Source organism: Kitasatospora sp. NPDC087271 (assembly GCF_044744605.1).
Taxonomy (GTDB): domain Bacteria; phylum Actinomycetota; class Actinomycetes; order Streptomycetales; family Streptomycetaceae; genus Kitasatospora.
In genome coordinates, this window is record NZ_JBIUYQ010000005.1 from 79,683 (window position 1) to 101,650 (window position 21,968).

The window sequence follows — 21,968 nt, forward strand, 5'->3', positions numbered from 1 at the left end:
CGCGCCGGGTGGTGCTCCCTCCCCTGTTCGATCCGAGTCTGGAACCGGAACTCGGGCCGGACGACGAACTGATCGATGTGAACGCGCACTTCGTCGCACGCCTCGCGGGCACCGGGGCACTCGCCGCGCTGGCCGACGACTACGCCCTCGGCAGGCGCGGCGGGAGCGACCCCGCGGAGAACCGGACCAGGGCGCTGTTCGCGCGGGCCGCCGCACGGGTCACCGCGCTGGTCACCGCGCGGGGCGGCCATGCCGCGGGCCGGCTGCGGGCCATGGGCATGGCGCTGCGGCTGGCGGGCGAGGCCGATCCGGCCCTGCGGCTCGCCGCGGACGACGTGGAACTCGTCGACGGCACCACCGAGTGCGGGGCCGATGTGGTGCTGGCCGCGCAGCGGACCGAGCTGCTGGGGCCCGAGGCGCGGTGGACACGAGCGGCGGCCCCGGACGGGCGGGTGCACCTGGTGATCGAGACCGACCAGCAACTCCCGGCGGCCGCGGTGCTCCTGGAGGCGCTAGGCCCCGGAAGGGTCGTGCTGTGCGGGCGTTTCGCCACCGCGCACCGGGAGGCGCTGCGCGCGCTCGCCCCGTTCTCGGCGGCGGCGGGCTTCGACGACTGGGCTCCGGCCTGGCGGCTGGGCGAGGAGTGGTCGGGGGACGGCACGCCGGTCCGCTGGGTCCGCCGCGCGGCCGACTGGCGGGCCGGCGCCCCCTGGGCGGGCTGGCTGGCCCCGGACGAGGCGGCGGCGCTGCCCGCCGGGGCGTGGCGCGAGTGCCGGGGCGCGGCGCTGACCGTGGCACGGCTGGAGTCCTGGGCCGAGGTGACGGGGGCGGACGGCCGCCGTACCGATCTGCGGGCCGTCCTGGACGCTGCGGACGCGGCGGACGGGGCGGACGGGGCCCTGCTCCGGGTCGAACTGCTCGTCGGGGCGCCCGGGGTGAGTGCCGAGGAGACGACCGGCACGGCGCGGAGCCTGCTGTCCGGGCCCGGCCCCCGGCTCGCGGGGCTCAGCCCGTTCCGACTGCCGACGGCCGGTGGCGGTGCGGCACCGCAGGCCTGGAACGGCGTGCCGCTGATCCGGCACCCGGCCCCGGGGCACGATCTGCCCCGCTGGGACCGGTTCAGCGGGCCCGGGACGCTCGACGAAACGGCGCGCACCGCGGCGATCGGCGCACTCAACGCCGAACTCGGTGCCGTGGCCGACCTGTTCCCCGGCCGGTTCGCCTGCTGCGCGCTCGCCGCACCGGACGGGACCGCGGTGTGGGAGCCGTCGGCCACCGTCGTGGCCGGGGAGGGGCCCGGCCCGGACGGCCAGGGCCCGGGTTCGTTCGTGGTGAACCTGCGGACGGGCAGCGCGTTCCGGCTGCATCCGAAGCTGACGCCGGTCGTGGAGCGGCTCTCGTCCGGCGACACCGCCGTCCTGGACCGGATCAGCGACGGTGCCCGAAGGAAACTGACCGACCGGCTGGTCCAGGCCGGTGTGATGCGGAGGAGCCAGTGAGCCGACAGTGGCGCATCGGGCGGGAGTTCATCCTGCGCCATGCGGGAATGCCGTTCGACTGGCTGGAGGAGCTGGGCGCGCCCCACTCCCTGCTGGAACTCGCGGACGAGCTGCTCGACCGCGAGCGGACCGTCCTGGAGCTGGTGGAGGCGCAGTTCAGCGGGCCCCGCGCCGAGTCGCTGCGCTCCGACGTGCTGCGCGGACGGGCGCGGCAGCTGCCGGCGTCCGGCGGGGCGCAGTGGAGCCGGGCGGTGAGCGCCTGGGCCGACGCCTGGGAACGCTACGCGCTCGCCTGCCGGCAGGCCGATGACGAGGCCGGCAAGCGGCTGCGGGACCTGCTGGCGGATCCGGGGGTCTCCGAGGCCGTGTTCCTGTCCAACCCGGACGCGTACCGCAACATGCTGCTCCCGCTGCTGGCGTACGAAGGCCCGCTGACCTCGCGCTGGCGCCGGGTGCGCCGGCAGATGTTCACGTACGTGCAGCGGTTCTGCGCGAAGAACGAGACGGTGAGCTTCTTCGGGCCCATGGCGTACGGCACGGTGGGCGAGGGTGAGGGCGCCGTACTGCGCGACGACGTGCCCCGCGTCCGCCGGGTGTTCTTCTCGCACTGGGCGGCGCGTGCGCTGGCCACGGCGATCGCCCGGGACCCCAAGATCCTTCCGCATCTCGCGTTCCACTCCACCGGACGTGGTGACCCGGCGCGGGAGCCGCTGCTGCCGCTCGTGGCCCCGGACGGAACGGTGTTCCGCGACGTGGTGCGCGCCGCCGGGCAGCCGGCCCGCGACGTGGCCAGGACGCTGATGCGGCTGGTGGCCGAGGAGGCCGTCACCATCGGCCTCGGCGGCGGCGACTACGACCTGGAGCCCCTCGCGACCCTGCGGGACCAGCTCTCCGCGCTGCCCGCCTCGCCGGCCCGCGAGCTGTGGCTCGACCGGACAGCCGAACTCTCCTCCCTCATCGGCGAGTTGGCGGAGGTGCCGCTGGAGCGCAAGGCGGCCGCCGTCGCCGCCCTGGAGGAGCGGTTCACCGAGTTCACCGGCAGGCCGGCCAGGCGGGGCGCCGGTGCGGCGTACGCCGACCGCGCCGTGTTCTTCGAGGAGTGCGCGTCGCCCTTCGCGCTGACCCTCGGAGCCGGGCTGGTCGGCGACTGGGAGCGGCAGCTCGCCCCCGTGATGGAGGTGTGCGCCGCGCACGGGCAGGCCGCCCAGCGCGCGGCGGCGGCCGCGGTGCGCGACGCCTTCACGGACGGCACTGCGGGAGCGGTGGTCCCGGTCGGGGCGCCGGCCACGGAGTTGGACCTCCTCACGTACGCGACCCGAGCGGCCACGAGCCGGTCCGACTCGACCAGCACCTTCCAGGCGGCCCACGCACCCGTCTACCCCGGCGCCGACTGGCGGTCCGAGGTCGAGCGGCTGACCGAGGAGGCCGGGGCGCTGGACGGCGACCGGTACGCGGTCATCGACCTGTGCCCCGCGGCGCCGGACGCCTCCGGGCTCGGCGCCGCCGCCCCGCTCGTCCTCTCCCGCGCCCACCACCACCTGCTGGTGCGCAGCTGGCTGGGCACGATGCACCCGGATCCGGACCGGCTCGGCGCGGACGCCGCCGCCTGGACGGCGGCGCAGGACGGCGCGGTCGTCGGCCTCGACTTCGGGCGCCGCAACAAGGGCTACTACCGCTTCCCCGGCCGTGAGGTCGCGATGCGCCCGCTGACCTGGACCGACCACGATCAGCCGGAGCTGCTGAAGCCGGAGGACCTCACCGTCCGCATCGGGCCGCACGACGTCACCCTGCACGATCCGGACGGCAAGGCGGTCAGCGCGTACGTCCCGCTGAGCGACTTCGTCAAGTACGCCCCGATCGCCGCCCTCTCGCATCCGCAGGTGCTCCACCCCACCTTCACCACCGAGGACGCGCAGCCCGAAGTGACCCTGGGGTCGGTCGTCCTGCAGCGGTCCCGGTGGCAGGTGCCCACCGCGGCGCTCGCGGCACCGGAACCCGAAGCGCGGTTCCTCGCGCTGCGCAGGCTGGCCCGGGAGACCGGAACGCGGTTCGTCTTCTGCCGCAGCGCCCATGAGCGCAAGCCGTACCTGATCGACCTGGCCTCACCGCTCGCGGCCGACCTGGTCGGCCATGTGGCGCGCGGCGCCGAGCAGTTGGGCGTGGAGCGGATGGCGCCGGGGCCGGACGAGCTGTGGCTGCGCGACGGCGAGGGCCGGCGCTACACCAGCGAGCTGCGGATGCAGATCATCGGCAGCAGCGGCAGCAGGAACAGCGACGGCAGCACCAGCAGCGACGGGAGCAGCACGCGATGACGCACACCACGCTCTTCGCCGAGCACTCGCTGCGGATGCGGGCCGACGTGCGCCCGGACGGCGCCGTCTCCACCGAGCGGACCTCGGTGCGCGGAATGAGCGTCGAACGGCACCTCGACCGGGGCTTCACCGAGCACCGCTTCGCCGACGGCGACGACCTGCTGGCCTCGGGCGCCGCCGGAGCGGGCCCGGAGGCCGCCGACGCGCTGCGCGAGGTGCAGGAACGGCCGCTGTTCGAGCTGACCCCCGAGCTGCGCGCCGAGCTCGCCGGGATCGCCGCCGAGACCGGCGCGGAGCTGACCCTGGGTGTGGCCCAGCAGCACGTCGCCGCCGGCAGCGCGGACCGCGTCGCCACCACGGAGCGGATCGTCACGACCCTGGAGACCAGGCTGACCGGCGACGACGGCACCGTCCACTCCCGGTCGCTGTTGTGCGCCCCCGCGGGCTCCGCCCCGGACGGGCTGAGGGACGCGGCCGTGCGGACGGCCGACGCGGTGCGCGAACGCCTCGCGCTGCCGCTCGCCACCGAACTCCCGGACGGCGCCGACCTCGTGCTGCTGCCCGGTCTCGCCGGGGCGTTCTTCCACGAGATCGTCGGGCACCCGATGGAAGCCGACGTGGTCGCGTCCGGAACGAGCTACCTCGGGGCGCGCGCCGGGCGGCCGGTCGCACCCGCGTGGCTGTCGGTGGTCGACGGCGGTGCGCACGACGGGCCGGGCTACCGCAGTCCGTTCGACGACGAGGGCACCGCGTGCCGCACCCTGCGGCTGATCGACCGGGGCACGGTGGGGCGGCCGATGACCGACCGGGCGCTCGCCGCCCTGCTCGGCGGCGGCCCCGGCACGGGCCACGGGCGCAAACAGAGCTACCGGCATCCGGCGATCCCCCGGATGACCCACACCGTGGCCCTGATCGAGCCCGCGGCCGAGCCGGAGCCGCCCTCGGGCGACTGGATCGCCCCGTACGGCCTGCGGCTGGACATGATGAACATCGCCTCGGGCGCCTTCGTCTTCCACGCCCCGTTCTCCCTGCTGCACCGCGCCGACGGCAGCACCGCCCGGCTGGGCCCGCTGACGGTGACCGGTGACGGAGCGCGGGTGCTCGCGGGCCTGCGGCCCTACGAGCACCGGGTCGCCGCCTACCTGCGGGCCACCGGAGGCTGCGGGAAGCTGGGGCAGTACCCGGTGCCGGTGTCGTTCGCCAACGCCGGATTCCGGCTGCCGGCCGGACTCGTCGGGCTGCGGGCGGTGGCCCGTGGCTGAGACCAGGACACGTGCCTCCGGAATCGTCACGCCCACCCGCGGCGCGGCGCGGCTGACCGTCTCGCTCGACACCCTGCGCCTCGAACGGGACGCGAAGGGCCGGGTCACCGGCTCCCGCCGGGTCGCCGGGTCGCCGGACCAGGACGCGGGCAAGGAGACCGGGCTGCTGCTCACCGAGGCGGCCGAACGGACGGCGTCGGCCGTCGCCGGACTCCAGAGCGCGGTGGCGCAGGTCCACGAGTGGCGTGACGGCGACGGCCTGCCGGTGTCGAGGCGGGCCGAGCTGCTGGCCCGCGTCGAGACCCCCGGCGGTCCGGTGCTGCTCGGCACCAGCGGCCAGGGGGATCCGGCCGGGCTCGTGGAGGCGCTGCCCTGGGACGAACTCGGGGCGCTCTCGGAGCCGTTCGTGCCGGCCGACCCGCCGGACGACTGGCGCGAGCGGCCACTGCTGCTGCGGCCCTCCGCGGCGGCGGTGCTGGTGGCCGGTGCGGCCTTCTCGCTGACCTCGCGCGGGGGTCGCGCGACCGCTGCCCGGCTGGCGGGGCGGCGCATACTGCCGCAGCTGACCCTGACCGATCTGCCGTCGGCGCCGCCCGAGTCGGGGCTGGACGACCGGGGCGACCCGGCGGCGGCCACCGTCCTGGTCCACGGCGGCCGGATCTGCCCGCCGCCCCCGCTCGCCGAGGGCATCGCGCTCGGCCGGGCCGTGTGGGACCACGACACCGGCGGGTTCGGCCCGCCGCCGCTGGCCCGGCTCGAACTCGGCGGGCCCCGGGCCGAGGTGCCCCCGGACGCGGTGGAACTCGTCTGGTGCGTGGAGGGCCTCCAGCGCTACCACGGCGACGGCACCGTCCGGCTCCAGTGCCTGGCCAGGGTCGCGGACCGGCCCGGCGGCTGGTTCCGCCTCGCCCTGCGGGGCAAGCCCGTCCACCTGCTGCGCCAGGCCCGCGGCCTGGCCGGCCCACCCATGGCTGTCCACAGCGACAGCGACGTGACCACCCGCTCGCTGGTACTCGCCGGCGCGGCCGAAATGGAAGGTGCAGGACATGCCGTCGTCACCGTCATCACCCCCTGACTTCACGCTCATCGGCGGAGGGATCGTCGGCGCCTGCCTCGCCGAGGAGTTGAGCGACAGCGGGGCGTCGGTCCGGGTGCTCGACTCCGGTGTCGAACCCGGGCACGCGACCAACCGCGCGGCGGGGGTGGCGGTTCCCTCGCTGCGCTACCTCACCGACCGGGAGTTCTACGACTGGCTGCGGACCGCCAAGCGGGACCTGGACGCCGACGTCGCCCGGCTGGAGCCGGAGTACGGCGCGTTCAGCGTGGCCAGGCCCATCCTGCGCGCCCTGCGCGAGACGGACGTGGAGGCCCACGGCGACGTGCTGAGCGGGCTCGGCGTCGGCGACTGGGTGGAGGGCGGCGCCCTCGCGCAGGCCGCGCCCGGGCTCAAGCTGCCGACCAGCAGGCGCTACCTCCTCGACCCGGACGGGCTGATGGTCGACGGCCGCCGCTACCTGGACGCCGTACGGCGCCGGTGCCTGGCCCGGGGCGTCGACTGGCGACAGGGCGTCACGGTCCGGGAGGTGCGCGAGGAGGGCGCGGCCGTCTCGGTGGTGACCTCCGACGGGACGCTCCGCGCGGACCGGGTGGTGATCACGGCCGGCGCCTGGAGCTCGGGCAAGGGCCTGGCCGAGGCGACCGGAGTCCGGCCGCAGCGCGGGCAGATGGCGGTCCTGCGGACCGACGAGGAGCTGAACTGCATCCTGTCCTCCGCCTACTACCTCGCGCCCGGGGTCGGTGACGACGTGATCGTCGGTGCGACGGAGGAGGACACGGGGTTCGCCGAGCACGTGACCACCCAGGGCGTCGCGCACCTGCTGCGGTTCGCCACGACCGTCATGCCGGGGCTCGCGGACTCGGTGCCCGTGGAGCTCCGTGCCGGACTGCGCCCGGTGTCCGGCACCGGACGGCCGCTGGCGGGCGCGCTGCCCGGCCACGAGCGGATCTTCCTGTCGGCCGGCCACGCCGGGCACGGGCTGCTCTCGGCGCGCGCCACCGGCAAGGGCATGGCCGCCGGCCTGGTCGGCGACGACTGGGAGGCCCTGCCGTACAGCATGTGCCCCTCGCACGCCCTGGGCGGTGCCTCCTGATGCGCATCGACCACGTGATCCTCGGCGCGCGGACCATCGAGCCGCTGCGCGAACTGCTGTGGGACCGGTACGGGTTCGGCATCACCGACGGCAGCCCCAACCCGGACGGCACGGCGAGCTGGGTGGTGCCCTTCGACACGCCCGACGTGCAGTACCTGGAACTGCTCGTCACCCACGACGAACGGCGGCTGGCGGGCGAGGACTTCGGCCGGCTGTTCCTGGAACGGACCGCGGACGGGCCGGACTTCCTCAACTGGGCGGCGCTGACCGACGACATCGAGTCCACCGCGCGCGAGGTGGAGACGGTCACCGGAGCGGATCCGGACCTCTTCCGCGGCGAGTCGGTCCGGGCCGACGGCCTGAGCGTGCCGTGGGCGGAGGCGGCGTTCGACCTGTCGTGGCGCAGCCGGGTGCTGCCGTTCTTCCTGAGCTACGGCGACCCGCAGGCGCGCGCGGCACGGGTGCCGGGCGATCTCAAGGCGGCCGGGCACCGGGTGTGCCCGACGTCGCTGCGGCGCCTGGAGACGGGCCCGGCGCCGGAGCCGGAGCGGGACTGGGCGGACCGGTGGCCCGGACTCGCCGCGCTCGACGTCCTCGTCGACCCCGCGGCGGGCCCCCGCATCTCGGCGGTGCACATCGACACCGCCGAGGGCGAGACGGTGGTGCGGCTTCCGTGACCCCCGCACGCCCCGCACCCGCGGGGGCACCGGGCGGCCTCCGCCGCAGCACCGCCGCGGCCGGGGCGTCCGGACCCGCCCGGCCGGGCGGGTCCGGACGGCGGCGGTCAGCCGGCCGTGCGGCCCGCGTCACGACGAGCCGCGTGGGCCGTGAGCAGCCGCTCCCGGGCCTGGTCGTCCTCGGCGGCCCGCGCCGCCGTCCAGGCCAGTGCGACGGACGCCTGGAGCAGCGCCCGGTCGGCGGCCGGGGTCACGCAGGCCCGGGCGAACTCCGGCTGGTGGTTGACCGCGCCGCCGCTGTCGATGCCGATGCTGGGGTGCACGCTGGGCAGGACCCGGCTGACGTTGCCCATGTCGGTGCTGCCGGTGGGCATCGCGCGCTCCTCCTCCGGGGACACCAGGGGGCGGCCCAGTTCGGTCGCCGCCGCCCGGTAGGCCGCCACCAGGAACGGGTCGTGCGCCAGTTCGGCGTACGCGGGTGTCGAGCGGACCTCGTGGGTGCAGCCGGTGGCGACGGCGCCGCCCTCGAAGCAGGCCCTGACGCGTGCTTCCAGGCGCCCCAGGGAGTCCATGTCGGCGGCCCGCAGGTTGTACAGCGCGCTGGTGTGCGCGGGGACCACGTTGGGCACCTCGCCGCCCCTGGTCACGATGCCGTGCACCTGCTGCCGCGGCTCGAAGTGCTGACGGCCCACGCCGACGGCGACCTCCGCCACGGTCAGAGCGTCGGCGGCGTTGACGCCCAGGTGCGGGGCGAGGGCGGAGTGCGACTCGCGGCCGGTGTAACGGACTTCGAGCTCGACCAGGGCGAGGGGGCGGGGAGCGCAGTTGTCCTCGGGGGCCGGGTGGACGAGCATCGCCATCGACACCTCGTCGAAGACCCCGGCCTCCAGCATGGCGATCTTGCCGCCGCCCTCCTCCTCGGCCGGGGTGCCCAGCACCATGACGGTGATGCCGAGGTCGTCGGCCACGTCCCTCAGCGCCAGGGCCGCGCCCACCGACGAGGCGGCGATGATGTTGTGGCCGCAGGCGTGGCCGAGGCCCGGCAGCGCGTCGTACTCCGCGCACAGCCCGACCGTGAGCGGGCCGCTGCCGTAGCGGGCGGTGAACGCGGTGTCCAGGCCGCCGGCGCCGGGCACCACCTCGAACCCCTCGTCCCGCAGCAGGCCGCTCACCTTGGCGGCGCTGCGGTGCTCCTCGAACGCGGTCTCCGGCTCGGCGTGAATACTCCTCGACAGCGCGATCAGTTCGTGTTCGGCGCGTTCGACGCTTTCGCGACAACCACGCATGATCCGAGACGAGATTCGCATCTTCTCTTTCCCCTCCGAATGGCCTGGATCGCCGCCGGCCGGATGGCCGGACAATTCCCTGGCCTTTTCCTTCCTACCGGAGTCTCCGACGAAAAGCGAGACCAGTCTGGAGAATTGACATGGCGTCACTGAAAACGTCACTGGCAACATCACTGACGGCGTCGCTGACATGGAAGGTGCGGGCGGGCGACGGGGAACTCTCGGTCGAGATGATGCCCTGGTCGCTGCTGCGCGCGACCGGCTTCCCCGCCGGGCTCCTGGACGGGCTGGCGTCCGAGGAACTGCTCGGCACCGCCGCCGGGGTGCTCGCGGCGGAGCAGGCGGTCGCCGCCGAGCGTGCGCACTTCCTGGACCTGCTGTGGCCGGGGCTGCGCAAGGCCGTACGGACGGTCGAACCGCGCCAGCGGTCGCTGCGCGCCCTCCAGAGCTGCCGCCGGCTGGTGGACGGGGGCGCGCCCCTGGACGAGCGGTGCGCAGCGGTCCTCGCGGCGACCGGCGCGCCGGACTGGGCGCCCCGCTGGAACGCCCTGGTCGCCGCGCTCGACGAGCGGCTGGCGGCGGCCGGGACCGAGCTGGCGGCGGCCCTGCTGCGGGCCCGGCTGCACACCGCACGGGCCGCCGGCCGCGACGACTTCGGGCACGCCGTGTTCGTGTCGAACCCCTCGTTCCACCACACGGCCCTGGAGGCCCCGCCGCTGACGCACCCGGGCTGGGCGCAGGCGCGGGACGGGGGCGGCGCCCTGCCGCAGACCCTGCGCCGCCGGATCGACACCCTGCACCGCTATCTGCGCCGGTTCGCCACCAAGTGCGAGACCGTCTCGTTCTTCGGCCCGGTGCTGTTCGGCCGTCTGGTGCCGGAGCAGGAGGAGACCCTGCTGGTCGGCGCGCCCGGCCGCGAGAAGGTCGTGGTGGAGGCGAGTGCCTGGCTGGTGGAGGAGCTGCGGGAGCAGGCCGCCCGCGAGGTGCCGCTGACGCGGCAGCGCGTGTGGCCCAGCCCGCTGTTCCGCCGGCCGGACTCGTCCCCGGTGCTGGAACGGGCCGTGGACGGGCGCAGGTTCAGGGTCGCGGCGCCCGCGCTGGCCCTGTGGAGTGCCGCCGCCGAGGCGCCCGGGAGCCGGCTCGACTCGCTCGTCGGCGCCGCCGGCCCCGTGCCGCCCCCGCATCGGGCGGGGGCGGACGGCGCGTACGCCGCCGGGCTGGTGAAGGCACTCGGACCGGCGCTGGTCGTCTCCCCCTGGCGGCTGCCGGCGACCGAGCTGCACGCGCTGACCAGGCTGGCGGCCGAGCACCCCGCGGACACGGTGGTGGACCTGGCGGAGGTCCGCGACACGTACGCGCAGGCGCCCTGGCCCGAGCGGGCGGCGCACCTCCTCGCCGTGCGGGCGGCCCGCGCGGCGGACGGCGGGCGGGTCTCGCAGGACAGCGGACGGCACTACGCCGACCGCGAGCTGTTCCACGAGGACAGGTCGAGTCCGCTGAGCGAGCGGGTCGGCTTCGGGGCGCCGGTCGTGGAGCGCATCCGGGAGGTCACCGAGGCGGTGTTCCCGCTGGTGTTCCTCGCGGCGCTGCTGGCCAGGGAGGACGCCCGCGACGCCCTGCGCGCCGAGCTGGCGGGCGCCCCGGCGCCGCTCGCCGAACTGGCCGCACGGGAGATACCCGCTCGTTCACCGCGCCGGGACCGGCTGGACGCGGTGCTGCGCCGGCTGGTCGGGCGGGCCGTGGAGGCCGCGGGAACGCCCGACGGCCGCCCCCCGGTCGTGGAGCTGAGCCGTAGCGAACTGGCCGAGGCGCTGGCGCCGCTGTGGGACACCGTGACGTACGGCCCCGACGACGCGTGCCTGCCGAGCCCCGACCTGATGGTGGCGGGCCCCGACCCGGCCACCGCCGACTGGGTGCTCTCGGAGCTGCACGACGACTGCAGCTCGATCTTCGGGGGGCTGGAGCGTCCGCTGCACAGCGACCCGGACGGGCTGTGGGCCGGCTTCACCGAGCGGGTGGCGCGAGCCGTGCCGTCCGGGACCGCCGCGACCATCGTCTCGCGCCGGCGCAGCGCCCACGTGACCCCCGAACTCCCCGGTGCCGCCATCGAACTGAGCGGCCTCTCGGGCAAGGACCGGGCCGACGTGGTGCCGATCGCGGATGCCGTCGTGCCCGCTTCGGCCGACGCGGTGGTGGTGGACGGCCGGCGGCGGCTGCTCTACCCCGGTGACCTGTCGTCGACGCTGCACCGCGCGGTGTCCCGGCCCGCGCTGGTCCCGGTGCCGGTCGACCTCGGGGCGTACACCCCCAGGATCGTGGTGGACGGTGTCGTGGTCCAGCGGGCCCGCTGGCGGCTGAGCATTCCGGAAAGGGCTCCGGAGAAGAGCGCGGACACCGTCACCCAGTGGTTGTCCGTACAGCGGCTGCGGGCCGCCCGGGGAATGCCGCGCCACGTCTACGTGAAGCATCCGGCCGAGCCCAAGCCGCTGTACGTCGATTTCGCCGATCCGCTGTCGGTGATCGATATCGCGCGACTTCCCGGAGGGGAAGTCGTCGTGTCCGAAATGCTGCCCACCCCGGACCAGTTGTGGTGGCGCGTGGCGGACGAAACGCATTGTGCCGAATTCCGTCTCGGCTGCATCGTGCGGCCGGTGACGTCCGACAATCCGCCGACCCCGGAACAACAGGAAGAGAGCGCGTCATGACCGAGGACCTCCGCATCACCTCACTGGTGAGGGACGCTTACGACAAGGCCGCCGAGCAGTACGAGTCCGCCGGTCAGATGATCTTCCACCCGCTGGGGAAGATGGTCGCCGACACCCTGGAGCTCTCGCCGGGCGAGCGGGTGCTCGACATCGGTTGCGGGCGCGGCGCCTGCCTGTTCCCGATCGCCCACGCGGTGGGCCCGGAGGGCTTCGTGCTCGGCATCGACCAGGCCCAGGGCATGGTCGACGCCTGCACGGCCGACATCACGGCCCGCGGGGTGTCCGGCTGGGCCCGCGCGGAGCTGGGCAACGCCCAGGACTTCGCCTTCGCCGAGCCGTTCGACGCGGCGAGCGCCGGGATGGTCCTGTTCCTGCTGCCGGAGGCGGAGAAGGCCCTGTCCTGCGCCGTCGCGGCGCTGCGCCCCGGGGGCAGGTTCGCCGCGACCACCTTCCCCACCGAGAACGGCAGGCTGGCCGCCGGCTGGGAGTCCGCCGAGATCCTCGCCGGAGTGCTCGCCAAGCACCTCCCCGAAGGTGTGGACGACCCGTGGCAGGTGGTCCTGGGCCTCGGCGGCCCGCTGGCCGGTGAGGAGTCCACGGCCGCCGCCTTCCTCACCGCCGGCTTCAGCGATGTGCGGATCCGCCACGTCCCGGCGGACTCCCGCTTCGAGACCATCGACGACTACCTGGCGTGGACCAAGACCGTGACCACCCGCGTGCAGTGGGACCTGGTGCCCGCGGAGCGGGTGGCCGAAGCGACCGACGAGGCGCGCGAGGCGCTGCGGGTGCTCGCGGGGCCGGACGGCTCCCTGGAGTTCTCCTGCCCGACCAGGACCGTGCTGGCCGTTCGCTGACGGCACGACCGCAACCGTCTACCAAGCGCTGAACACAGAGCCGAGAGGTGCGATGACATGGCTCCTGACACGACCCCTTCGCTGATCCGTCCGCTGTCCGAACTGCTCGGCGGACACGCCGCCCGGATCGGGGACAAGGTGGCCTTCACCGACGCCCGGCGGGGCGTCGGCTACCGGGAACTGGATCTGCGGACCTCTCGGCTCGCCGGCCGGCTTGCCGCGCTGGGACTGGAGAAGGACGGCCGCGCCGCCGTCCTCATGGGCAACAGCGTGGAGATGGTGGAGAGCTGCCTCGCCGTCATCCGGGCGGGCGGCATCACCGTGCCGCTGAATCCGCAGGCGTCCGAGGCCGAACTGGTCCACTTCCTGCGGGACTCCGGGGCGTCGGTGGTGCTGTGCGACCCGGCACGGCTCGACGTGCTGCTGCGCGCGGTGGCCGCGTCCGGCCCGTCCCGGCCCTCGATCGTGCTCACCGGCGACTCCCCCGGCGCCGCCGCTTCCGACACCGCGGACACCGCCGGGTACGACGTCACCGCGTACGAGACGCTCGCGGCCACCCCGTACGACGGGCCGGTGCCCGAGGAGAACCCGCTCGACGCTCCGGCCTGGATGCTCTACACCTCGGGCACCACCGGCCGTCCCAAGGGGGTGCTCTACTCCCTGCGCAGCTCGCTGTGGCTGGTGGAGGCCTGCCACGTGGGTGTGCTCGGGATGACGCAGGACGACCGGCTGCTGTGGCCGATGCCGCTGTTCCACGGCCTGGGCCAGAACCTGTGCGTCATGGCGGTCGTGGCCGTGGGCGCCGGCGCCCGGCTGATGAGCGGCTTCGCCCCTTCCGAGGTGCTGGACGCCCTGCGCGACGACGGGGTGACCTTCCTCGCCGGGGTACCGACGACGTACCACTACCTGCTGGACCGCGCCCGCCAGGAGCACACCCGGCTGCCTTCGCTGCGGCTGGGGTTCGTCGCCGGTTCGGCCGGCGGCGCCTCCCTCGGCAGCCGTTTCGAGGAGGCGTTCGGGGTCCCGCTGGTGGACCAGTACGGATCGACCGAGACCGGCGCGATCACCTCGAACCGGCCGACGGGCGACCGGGTCGCCGGGGCGGCCGGGCCGCCCGTTCCGGGGGTGGACATCCGCCTGGTGGACGGCGGTTCCGGTGCCGAGGTGCCCGACGGCGAGCAGGGCGAGGTCTGGGTCAGCGGCCCCAACCTGATGCTGGGCTACCACGGGCAGCCCGACGCCACGGCGGAGGTGCTGCGGGACGGCTGGTACCGCACGGGCGATCTGGCCCGCCGGGACGCCCTCGGGCAGGTGACCCTGACCGGCCGTCTCAAGGAGCTGATCATCCGGGGCGGCGAGAACATCCACCCCGTGGAGATCGAGGACGTGGTGCGCACGGCGCCGGGCGTGGCCGACGCGGCGGTGGGCGGGGAGCCCCACGAGGTGCTCGGCGAGGTGCCCGTCGCGTACGTGGTGCCCGGTCCCGAAGGCGTCGACGTCCAGGCGCTGTTCGAGCACTGCCGGACGCGGCTGTCCTTCTTCAAGGTGCCGGAGAAGGTGTACGCCGTCGAGCGCGTTCCGCGCACCGCGTCCGGGAAGGTCACCCGGCATCTGCTGGCGGACGCGGATGCCCGGTTGCTCGGTACGGCGTCCACCGGCGCGCCCGGGGAGCACGGGGAGCGCGGGGCCGAACCCGACCGGGGCGAGTGGGCGGGCCGTCTCGCGGCGCTCACGGCGGCCGAGCGGGCCCGGACGGTGCTGGACCTGGTCCGCGCCGAGGTGGCGCTCGCGCTCGGCGTCGAAGCCGAACGGGTCACGCCCACAAGGCCGTTCGTGGACCTCGGCCTCGGCTCCCTCGCCGTCGTGGCGGTCGGGCGGCAACTGTGCGCGCTGGTCGGGCTGCGGCTCCCGGCGACCGCCGTGTTCGACCACCCGACGCCCGCCGCCTTCGCGGACCGGCTGCTCTCCGAGCTGACGGAGCCGTCGGAGCCGACAGAACCGTCGGAGCTGACGGCACCGACGGGCACCCGCACGGCCGCCGAAGCGTTCCCGGCCGAGCGCACGGCCCCCGCGGGGCCCGACCCGGACGGCGCCGAGCCGATCGCCATCATCGGCATGGCCTGCCGCTTCCCGGGCGGGGTGGAGTCGCCCGAGCAGCTGTGGGACCTCGTCGCCGCAGGCCGGGACGCCACCTCGGACTTCCCCGCCGACCGGGGCTGGGCGCTGGACACCCTGTTCGACCCCGACCCCGACCACCACGGCACCAGCTACGTCGCGCGCGGCGGCTTCCTGGCCGACCCGTCCGCGTTCGACGCCGGATTCTTCGGCATAGCCCCGCGCGAGGCGACCGCGATGGACCCGCAGCAGCGGCTGATGCTGGAGGTCGCGTGGGAGGTCTTCGAACGGGCGGGCCTCGATCCGACCGGCCTGGCCGGCTCGGAGACCGGCGTCTTCGTCGGCACCAAGGGACAGACGTACAGCACGCTCGCCGCGCCCGGGTCCGAGTTCGAGGGCCATCTCGGCTTCGCCACCTCGGGCAGCGTGATGTCCGGCCGGGTGGCCTACACCCTCGGTCTGCACGGCCCCGCCGTCACCGTCGACACGGCCTGCTCCGCGTCCCTGGTGGCCCTCCACCTGGCCTGCGGCTCCCTGCGCTCCGGTGAGTCGCGGCTCGCGCTCGCGGGCGGGGTCACGGTGATGTCCACCCCGGACGACATGATCACCTTCAGCAGGCACCGGGGCCTCGCCCCGGACGGCCGGGTGAAGGCCTTCGCCGGCGCGGCGGACGGCACCGCCTTCGGCGAGGGCGCGGGGGTGCTGCTGCTCGAACGGCTCTCGGACGCGCAGCGGGCGGGCCACCGGGTGCTCGCCGTGATCCGGGGCAGCGCCGTGAACCAGGACGGCGCGTCCAACGGGCTCACCGCGCCCAACGGCAGGGCGCAGCAGCGGGTGATCCGCCGGGCGCTCGCCAACGCCCGGGTGGCCGCGCACGAGGTCGACCTGGTCGAGGCCCACGGCACGGGGACCACGCTCGGCGACCCGATCGAGGCCGAGGCGATCCTCGCCGCGTACGGGCGCGGCCGGGACCCTCAACGGCCGCTGTGGATCGGCTCGGTGAAGTCCAACATCGCCCACACCCAGGCCGCCGCGGGCATGGCCGGTGTCATCAAGCTGGTGGAGGCGATGCGGCACGCCGTACTCCCGGCGACCCTGCACGTGGACCGGCCGTCACCGCACGTCGACTGGTCGTCGGGGAACGTACGGCTGCTCGACGAGGCGCGGCCGTGGACGGCGGCCGACGGACGGCCCCGGCGCGCCGGGGTGTCCTCCTTCGCCATCAGCGGCACCAACGCCCATGTCGTCCTGGAGGAGGCGCCGCACTCCCCCTCGGCCGAGGGGACCCCGGCCCCGGTCCGGGCGCTCACCGCCGTACCGTGGCTGCTGTCCGCGAAGTCCCCGGCCGCGCTGCGCGACCAGGCCCGCCGGCTGGAGTCGTTCCTGCGCGCGGCGCCCGGGCGGGATGCCGTGGACGTGGGGCGCACCCTGGCACTGTCCCGGGCCGGGCTCGAACACCGGGCCGCCGTCGTCGCGGACCTCGGTCGCGGCGCGGACGGGGCGGACAGCGCGGAGGGCCTGCTGCGCGCCCTCCGCGCGCTCGCGGAGGGCGAGCCCGCGGCCGGGCTGACCACGGATCACGCCGGTGCCGCCCGGACCACGGCGTTCCTCTTCACGGGCCAGGGCTCCCAGTGGGCCGGCATGGCCCGTGAACTGTACGAGGCGTTCCCGGTGTTCGCCGAAGCGCTGGACGCGGTGTGCGACCATCTGGCGCCGCAGGTACGGCAGTTGCTCCTCAGCGCCGGCGACGCGGCGGACGACGGGCGCATCCATCGCACCGGTATCGCCCAACCCGCCCTGTTCGCACTGGAGGTCGCGCAGTTCGCGCTGCTGCGGTCCTGGGGGGTGCGTCCCGACACGCTCGCCGGCCACTCCCTCGGCGAGCTGGCCGCCGCGCACGTCGCCGGGGTGTTCTCGCCGGCGGACGCGGCCAGGCTGGTCACCGCCCGGGGCGAGCTGATGCAGGCGCTGCCCGAAGGCGGTGCCATGATCGCGCTGGAGGCCACGGAGGACGAGGTCCTGCCGCTGCTCGTCGGCCGGGAGTCCCGGCTGGCGATCGCCGCCGTGAACGCGCCCCGGTCCGTCGTGGTCTCGGGCGACGAGGACGCCGTGGCGGAGGCCGCCCGGGCGGTGTCCGAACGGGGCGGCAGGACCAAGCGCCTGACGGTGAGTCACGCTTTCCATTCGCCCCGGATGGACGCGGCGCTGGAGGAGTTCGAGGCCGTGGCCCGGACCATCACCTACCGTGCGCCGGACGTGCCGATCGTCTCGACGGTCACCGGCGACCTCGCCGGTGCGGAACTGCTGACACCCGCGTACTGGACCGGGCAGCTGCGCTCGGCCGTCCGGTTCGCCGCCGCGGTGGGGACCCTGCGGGAGCGGGGCACCGACACCTTCGTCGAACTGGGCCCGGACGCGTCCCTGACGGCCCTGGTGCGTCAGATCGCCGACGACGCCGACAGGGGTGACGGGGGTGACGGGGGTGGCCGCACGGGCGGCCACCGTGCGCTGCCGGTTTCCCGGCGTGACCGGCCCGGTGCCGCGACCGCCGTCGGTGTTGCCGCCGCGCTCCACACCGCCGGCGTCCCGGTCGACTGGGCGGCGTTCTTCGACGGCACCGCCGCCCGCCACGTCACGCTGCCGACCTACGCCTTCCAGCGCAAGCGTTACTGGCTGCCCGCACTCGCCGCCCCCGCCGCGTCACCGGTACCGACCGTGGCCGTGGAGTCGGCGGCCGCGGATACGGCCGGGGAGGCGGCTGGGGAGACCGCCGGGGAGACCGCCGAGAAGACGGCCCCGTCCGGGCGGGTGCTCAAGCCGGGTGAGCGCCCGGAGGTCGCCGCCCGCCTGGCCGGCGTGCTCGCCGGACTGGACGAGGAGAAGCAGCTGCTCCACATGATCGACCGGATCGCCACCCGGATCGCGGCGGTGCTCGGCCATGACAGCGCGGACGCCATCGACCCCGACGTGCCGTTCCTCGAACTCGGCGTCGACTCCCTCATGGCCGTGGAGATGCGCAACCAGTTCAGCGACTTCTGCGGGGTGAGCCTGCGCCCGACGCTCGTCTTCGAGCACCCGACCCCGGCGGTGCTCGCCGACCACCTGCTCGCGAAGGTGCTGGCCGCGGTGTCCGCCACGCCGGGCGTCGACGAGGACGCGGTGGACTTCGCCGCCGAGGTCGTCCTGGCGGCGGACGTCTCCCCCGCCGACGAGGTGATCCGGGTCGCGGACGACCCGCGGGAGGTGCTCCTCACCGGTGCGACCGGGTTCCTGGGCGCGTACCTGCTGCGCGACCTGCTGCGGACGACCCGTGCGACCGTGCACTGCCTGGTCCGCGGGGCCGACGAGGCGGACGCGTGGGCGCGGCTGCGCGAGAACCTGGAGTGGTACGAGTTCTGGGACGGCATCGACCCGGACCGGTTGTCCGTGGTCGTCGGCGATCTCGCCCGGCCGCTGCTGGGGCTGGCCCCCGAACGCTTCGACGCCCTCGCCCGCAGCGTGGACAGCGTCTACCACGCCGCCGCGACCGTCAACGGCCTCTACCCGTACTCGGCGTTGAAGGACGCGAACGTCACGGGCACCGCGGAGATCCTGCGCCTGGCCGCACGGCACCGCACCGTGCCCGTCCACCACGTCTCGTCCACCGGCGTGTTCGCCGCGGAGGCAGTTCCCGGGCAGGCCCTCCAGGTGACCGATCCGCCGGGCCCCGCCGAGGCGCTGTCGTCCGGCTACCGGCAGACGAAACTGGTGGCGGAGCAGATCATCGAACTCGCCAGGGGGCGGGGGCTGCCGGTCTCGGTCTACCGGGTGGACGAGATCTCCGGCGACTCGGAGCGCGGCTTCTGCCAGACCCACGACTTCGTCTGGCTGAGCATGAAGGGCATCGTGCAGGCCGGCGCCGTACCGCAGGATCCCGCCGGCATCTTCCACCTGGTGCCGGTCGACCACGTCAGCGCGGCGATCCTGCGGCTGTCCCGCGACGACCGGGCGGCGGGCCGCAACCACCACCTCGCCAACGGGACGCACCTCCCGTTCTCCGCGATGACGGAATCCCTCCGCTCCCTCGGCTACCACCTGGACGAACTCCGCTGGGACGCCTGGGTGCGGCGCATCCGCGCCGACCGCGACAACGCGATGGTCCCGATGATCGACGCCTTCGAATCGACCATCTACAGCGGACGCAACCACTACCTGTCCGTCGACACCTCGCAGACCCGGGAGCTGCTGGCCGGTACCGGCGTCGACTGCCCGCCGATGACGCGTGAACTCTTCGAGAAGTACGTCGGGTTCTTCGTCCGCGTCGGCTACTTCCCCGAACCGGGCGTCGGCCGCTTCCCCGAGCCGGGCGCCAGCTACTTCCCCGAACCGGGCGCCGGCGACCTTCCCGGCGGCGACGCCGTGGACGGCGGTGCACAGGCCTTCCGGGTCCGCAAGGCGGCGCGGGAGGACCTTCCGGCGATGGCGGGCATCTGCTTCGAGGCCTTCAACGCCCTGAACGCCTCGCTCGGTCTCGCTCCGGAGTGGTCGTCGGTGGACGAGGTGACGGAGATGTTCCGGGACCGGCTCGCGGCCCCGGGCTGCCTCGCCTACGTGGCGGTCGACGGCGCGGGCTCCGTGACGGGCTCCAACTTCCTGGTCCTGGGCGAGTCCGTCGCCGCCTTCGGCCCGCTCAGCGTCGCGCCCGGCGCGCAGGGCGGCGGTGTGGGCCGGCTGCTGATGGACGAGGTGATCGGCGCGGCCGCCCGGCACGACCGGGACTCGGTCCGGGCCGTCCAGGTGACCAACAACCTGGGCGCGTACCGGCTCTACTCCTCGCTCGGCTTCGTCCCGTACGAGCAGCTGTCCCTGGTCGCCGGGTACGCACCGCCCACCCCGGCGAACATGGCGGGCTTCACGGTGCGCGCGATGACCGAGGACGACGTGCCCGCGTGCCAGGAGCTGTACCGCTCGGTCAACGGCCATGCGCGGGACGGAGAGATCCACATGGCGGCCAAGCGGGCCTTCGGCTGGTCGCAGCCGTACGTGGTCGTGGACCGGTCGAGCGGCACGCTCGCCGGCTACACCACGGGCCTGTCCGACCTGGGCCATCTGACGGCGGCCTCGGAGGCCGCGGCACGGGCGCTGTACACGGGCGCCGGCGAGCTGATGCGCCGGGCCCTCCCCGACGGCGCACCGCCCCGGCTGCGGATCCCGGGCCGGCTGCTGCCCGAGACCCTGAGCTGGGCGTTCCGCACCCGGGGCATCGCCCTGGAGCGGCTGGAGACGCTGGTGGTGCGCGGCTCGTACACGGCGCCGCAGCAGGGGGTGTACTGCCCGGGGCTGTCCTACTGAGGCACCGTCCCTACCGAGGCACCGCCGTACACCGCCGCGTACCGCCACGCACCGCCACGCACCGTCGTACAGGGAGCACGCGAGGGCGCTCACCCCGTAGCCGTCGAGGGCAGGGTGAGCGCCTTCGCGCGTCCGGAAGCCGCCGTCCGGAGGCCGCCGTTCGGTCGCCGTTGTTCGGTCGCCGTTGTTCGGTCGCGCGTCCGGAAGCCGCCGTTCGTCAGACCGGAGTGACCGGCACGTCGTCGCGCACGGAGCGCTCGCCCCTGGGTACGGCCAGCAGGGTGATGAGCACGCCGAGCAGGGCGAAGCCCGCCCCGACGGCGAACGCGAGCCGGAAGCCCTCCGTCATCGCGTCGGCCGTGGCCGGGCCACCGGCCTGCTTGCCCTCAAGGAGCTCCCTGATACGGGCGTTGGCCACCGAGGAGAGCACGGCGAGGCCGAGCGCGCCGCCGATCTGCTGGGTGGTGTTGATGAGGCCGGAGGCGAGACCCGACTCCTGCGGTGTCACACCGGAGACGGCGACGATGGTCACGGGCACGAACGAGAACCCGAGTCCGAGTGCCGCGACCACCGAGGGCAGGAGCACGTCCCCGGCGAACGTGCCGTCGGCGGGGATGCGGGTGAACAGCAGGAGTCCCACCGCGGTGAGCGCCAGACCGCAGGCGAGGACGGGCCTGGGCCCGACCTTGGTCACCAGCTGCGAGGCCGCACCGGCGGCGACGATGCTCGCCACCGAGAAGGGCAGATAGGACAGTCCGGCCTCCAGCGCGGAGAAGCCGAGCACCTGCTGGAGGTAGAGGGAGATGAAGAAGAACATCGACAGCAGCGCGGCGCCCACCAGCAGGGACACCGCGTTGGCGCTGGAGAGGTTGCGGTTGCGGAAGATCCGCAACGGCATCACCGGGTGCTTGACGAGGCGCAGTTCGACCAGGGCGAAGACCAGCAGCAGGACGGCCGCGAGGCCCAGCAGCCCGATGGTCCTGGCCGAGCCCCAGCCCGCCCGCTCGGCGTCCACGAGCGCGTAGACCAGCACGCTGAGACCGCCGGTGACCAGTGCGGCACCGGCGAAGTCGATGCCCGTGCGCTCGTGGCCGCGGCTCTCGCGGACGAACCCCGGCGTGAGGACGGCGGCCACGACGCAGATCGGCACGTTGACGAACATCACCCACTCCCAGCCCGCCCACTGGGTGAGCACACCGCCGAGCAGCACGCCGATGGCACCGCCCGCTCCGGCGAGCGCGCCCCAGATGCCGAGGGCCTTGTTGCGTTCGGCGCCTTCGGTGAAGGTCGTGGTGACGATGGACAGGGCGGCCGGCGCGATGATCGCGGCGCCGAGGCCCTGCCCCACCCGCGCGGCGATCAGCAGGCCCGCGGTCGGTGCGAGACCGCCGAGCAGCGACGTGGCGGCGAACAGGCCGAGTCCGGTCATGAACACCCGCCGCCGTCCGAGCAGATCGGCGGTCCGGCCGCCGAGCAGCAGGAAGCCGCCGAAGGCGAGTGCGTAGGCGTTGACGATCCACTGGACGTCGGAGTCGGCGAAGTGCAGGTCCCGCTGGATCGAGGGCAGCGCGACGTTCACGATCGAGGCGTCGAGCACCACCGTCAACTGGGCGACGGCCAGGACGACGAGCGCCTTCCAGCGGAGAGGATCCGGGGAGGAGGTCGAGGTCGAGGTCGAGGTCGATAAGGAGGAAGTGGGAGGCACGGCCATGGGAGGGATACGCTCCTGTGGGTTAAAGTGGTAACCGGAATCGGACTCACGGTTCCGGATGGCGAC

11 protein-coding genes are annotated in these 21,968 nt (G+C 74.7%); 9 read left to right on the forward strand and 2 right to left on the reverse strand.

The genetic code is table 11. The features are described from left to right. Positions 1-8 precede the first annotated feature (8 nt). The 6 genes from ACIO9K_RS10980 to ACIO9K_RS11005 are packed head-to-tail and all read left to right on the forward strand — an operon-like array spanning position 9 to position 7,900. Positions 9-1,499: a hypothetical protein gene (locus ACIO9K_RS10980; RefSeq protein ID WP_400328503.1), complete on the forward strand. Its 1,491-nt coding sequence runs from the start codon at positions 9-11 to the stop codon at positions 1,497-1,499. Beyond that, positions 1,496-3,811, forward strand: coding sequence for a lantibiotic dehydratase (locus ACIO9K_RS10985; RefSeq protein ID WP_400328506.1), 2,316 nt, complete (start codon positions 1,496-1,498; stop codon positions 3,809-3,811). Before ACIO9K_RS10980 ends, ACIO9K_RS10985 begins: the two co-directional genes overlap by 4 nt. Next, positions 3,808-5,073 carry a metallopeptidase TldD-related protein gene (locus ACIO9K_RS10990; RefSeq protein ID WP_400328509.1) on the forward strand — a complete coding sequence of 422 codons (1,266 nt, stop codon included), beginning with the start codon at positions 3,808-3,810 and terminating at the stop codon, positions 5,071-5,073. The genes ACIO9K_RS10985 and ACIO9K_RS10990 overlap by 4 nt, the downstream gene beginning before the upstream one ends. Continuing rightward, positions 5,066-6,148, forward strand: a complete 1,083-nt coding sequence (locus tag ACIO9K_RS10995) for a hypothetical protein (protein WP_400328511.1) — start codon at positions 5,066-5,068, stop codon at positions 6,146-6,148. The genes ACIO9K_RS10990 and ACIO9K_RS10995 overlap by 8 nt, the downstream gene beginning before the upstream one ends. Next, on the forward strand, positions 6,120-7,223 hold the full coding sequence (locus ACIO9K_RS11000) for an NAD(P)/FAD-dependent oxidoreductase (protein ID WP_400328514.1): 1,104 nt from the start codon (positions 6,120-6,122) through the stop codon (positions 7,221-7,223). The genes ACIO9K_RS10995 and ACIO9K_RS11000 overlap by 29 nt, the downstream gene beginning before the upstream one ends. Beyond that, a complete protein-coding gene (locus ACIO9K_RS11005; RefSeq protein WP_400328516.1) occupies positions 7,223-7,900 on the forward strand; it encodes a VOC family protein in 678 nt (225 codons plus the stop codon). Before ACIO9K_RS11000 ends, ACIO9K_RS11005 begins: the two co-directional genes overlap by 1 nt. A gap of 107 nt (positions 7,901-8,007) precedes the next feature. On the opposite strand, the gene ACIO9K_RS11010 is transcribed toward ACIO9K_RS11005, so the two are convergent. Then, positions 8,008-9,186, reverse strand: a complete 1,179-nt coding sequence (locus ACIO9K_RS11010; protein ID WP_400328519.1) for a M20 family metallopeptidase — start codon at positions 9,184-9,186, stop codon at positions 8,008-8,010. 140 nt (positions 9,187-9,326) lie between these two features. Here ACIO9K_RS11010 and ACIO9K_RS11015 point away from each other — a divergent pair, with 140 nt between their 5' ends. The 3 genes from ACIO9K_RS11015 to ACIO9K_RS11025 are packed head-to-tail and all read left to right on the forward strand — an operon-like array spanning position 9,327 to position 20,191. Beyond that, a complete protein-coding gene (locus ACIO9K_RS11015; protein WP_400328522.1) occupies positions 9,327-11,891 on the forward strand; it encodes a lantibiotic dehydratase in 2,565 nt (854 codons plus the stop codon). After that, on the forward strand, positions 11,888-12,745 hold the full coding sequence (locus ACIO9K_RS11020) for a methyltransferase domain-containing protein (protein ID WP_363621554.1): 858 nt from the start codon (positions 11,888-11,890) through the stop codon (positions 12,743-12,745). The genes ACIO9K_RS11015 and ACIO9K_RS11020 overlap by 4 nt, the downstream gene beginning before the upstream one ends. 57 nt (positions 12,746-12,802) lie before the next feature. Beyond that, complete coding sequence (locus tag ACIO9K_RS11025) at positions 12,803-20,191, forward strand: thioester reductase domain-containing protein (protein ID WP_400328526.1); 7,389 nt, start codon at positions 12,803-12,805, stop codon at positions 20,189-20,191. A 217-nt stretch (positions 20,192-20,408) separates the two neighbouring features. Here ACIO9K_RS11025 and ACIO9K_RS11030 read toward each other — a convergent pair whose 3' ends face one another. Next, positions 20,409-21,902: an MFS transporter gene (locus ACIO9K_RS11030; RefSeq protein WP_400328529.1), complete on the reverse strand. Its 1,494-nt coding sequence runs from the start codon at positions 21,900-21,902 to the stop codon at positions 20,409-20,411. Positions 21,903-21,968 lie beyond the last annotated feature (66 nt).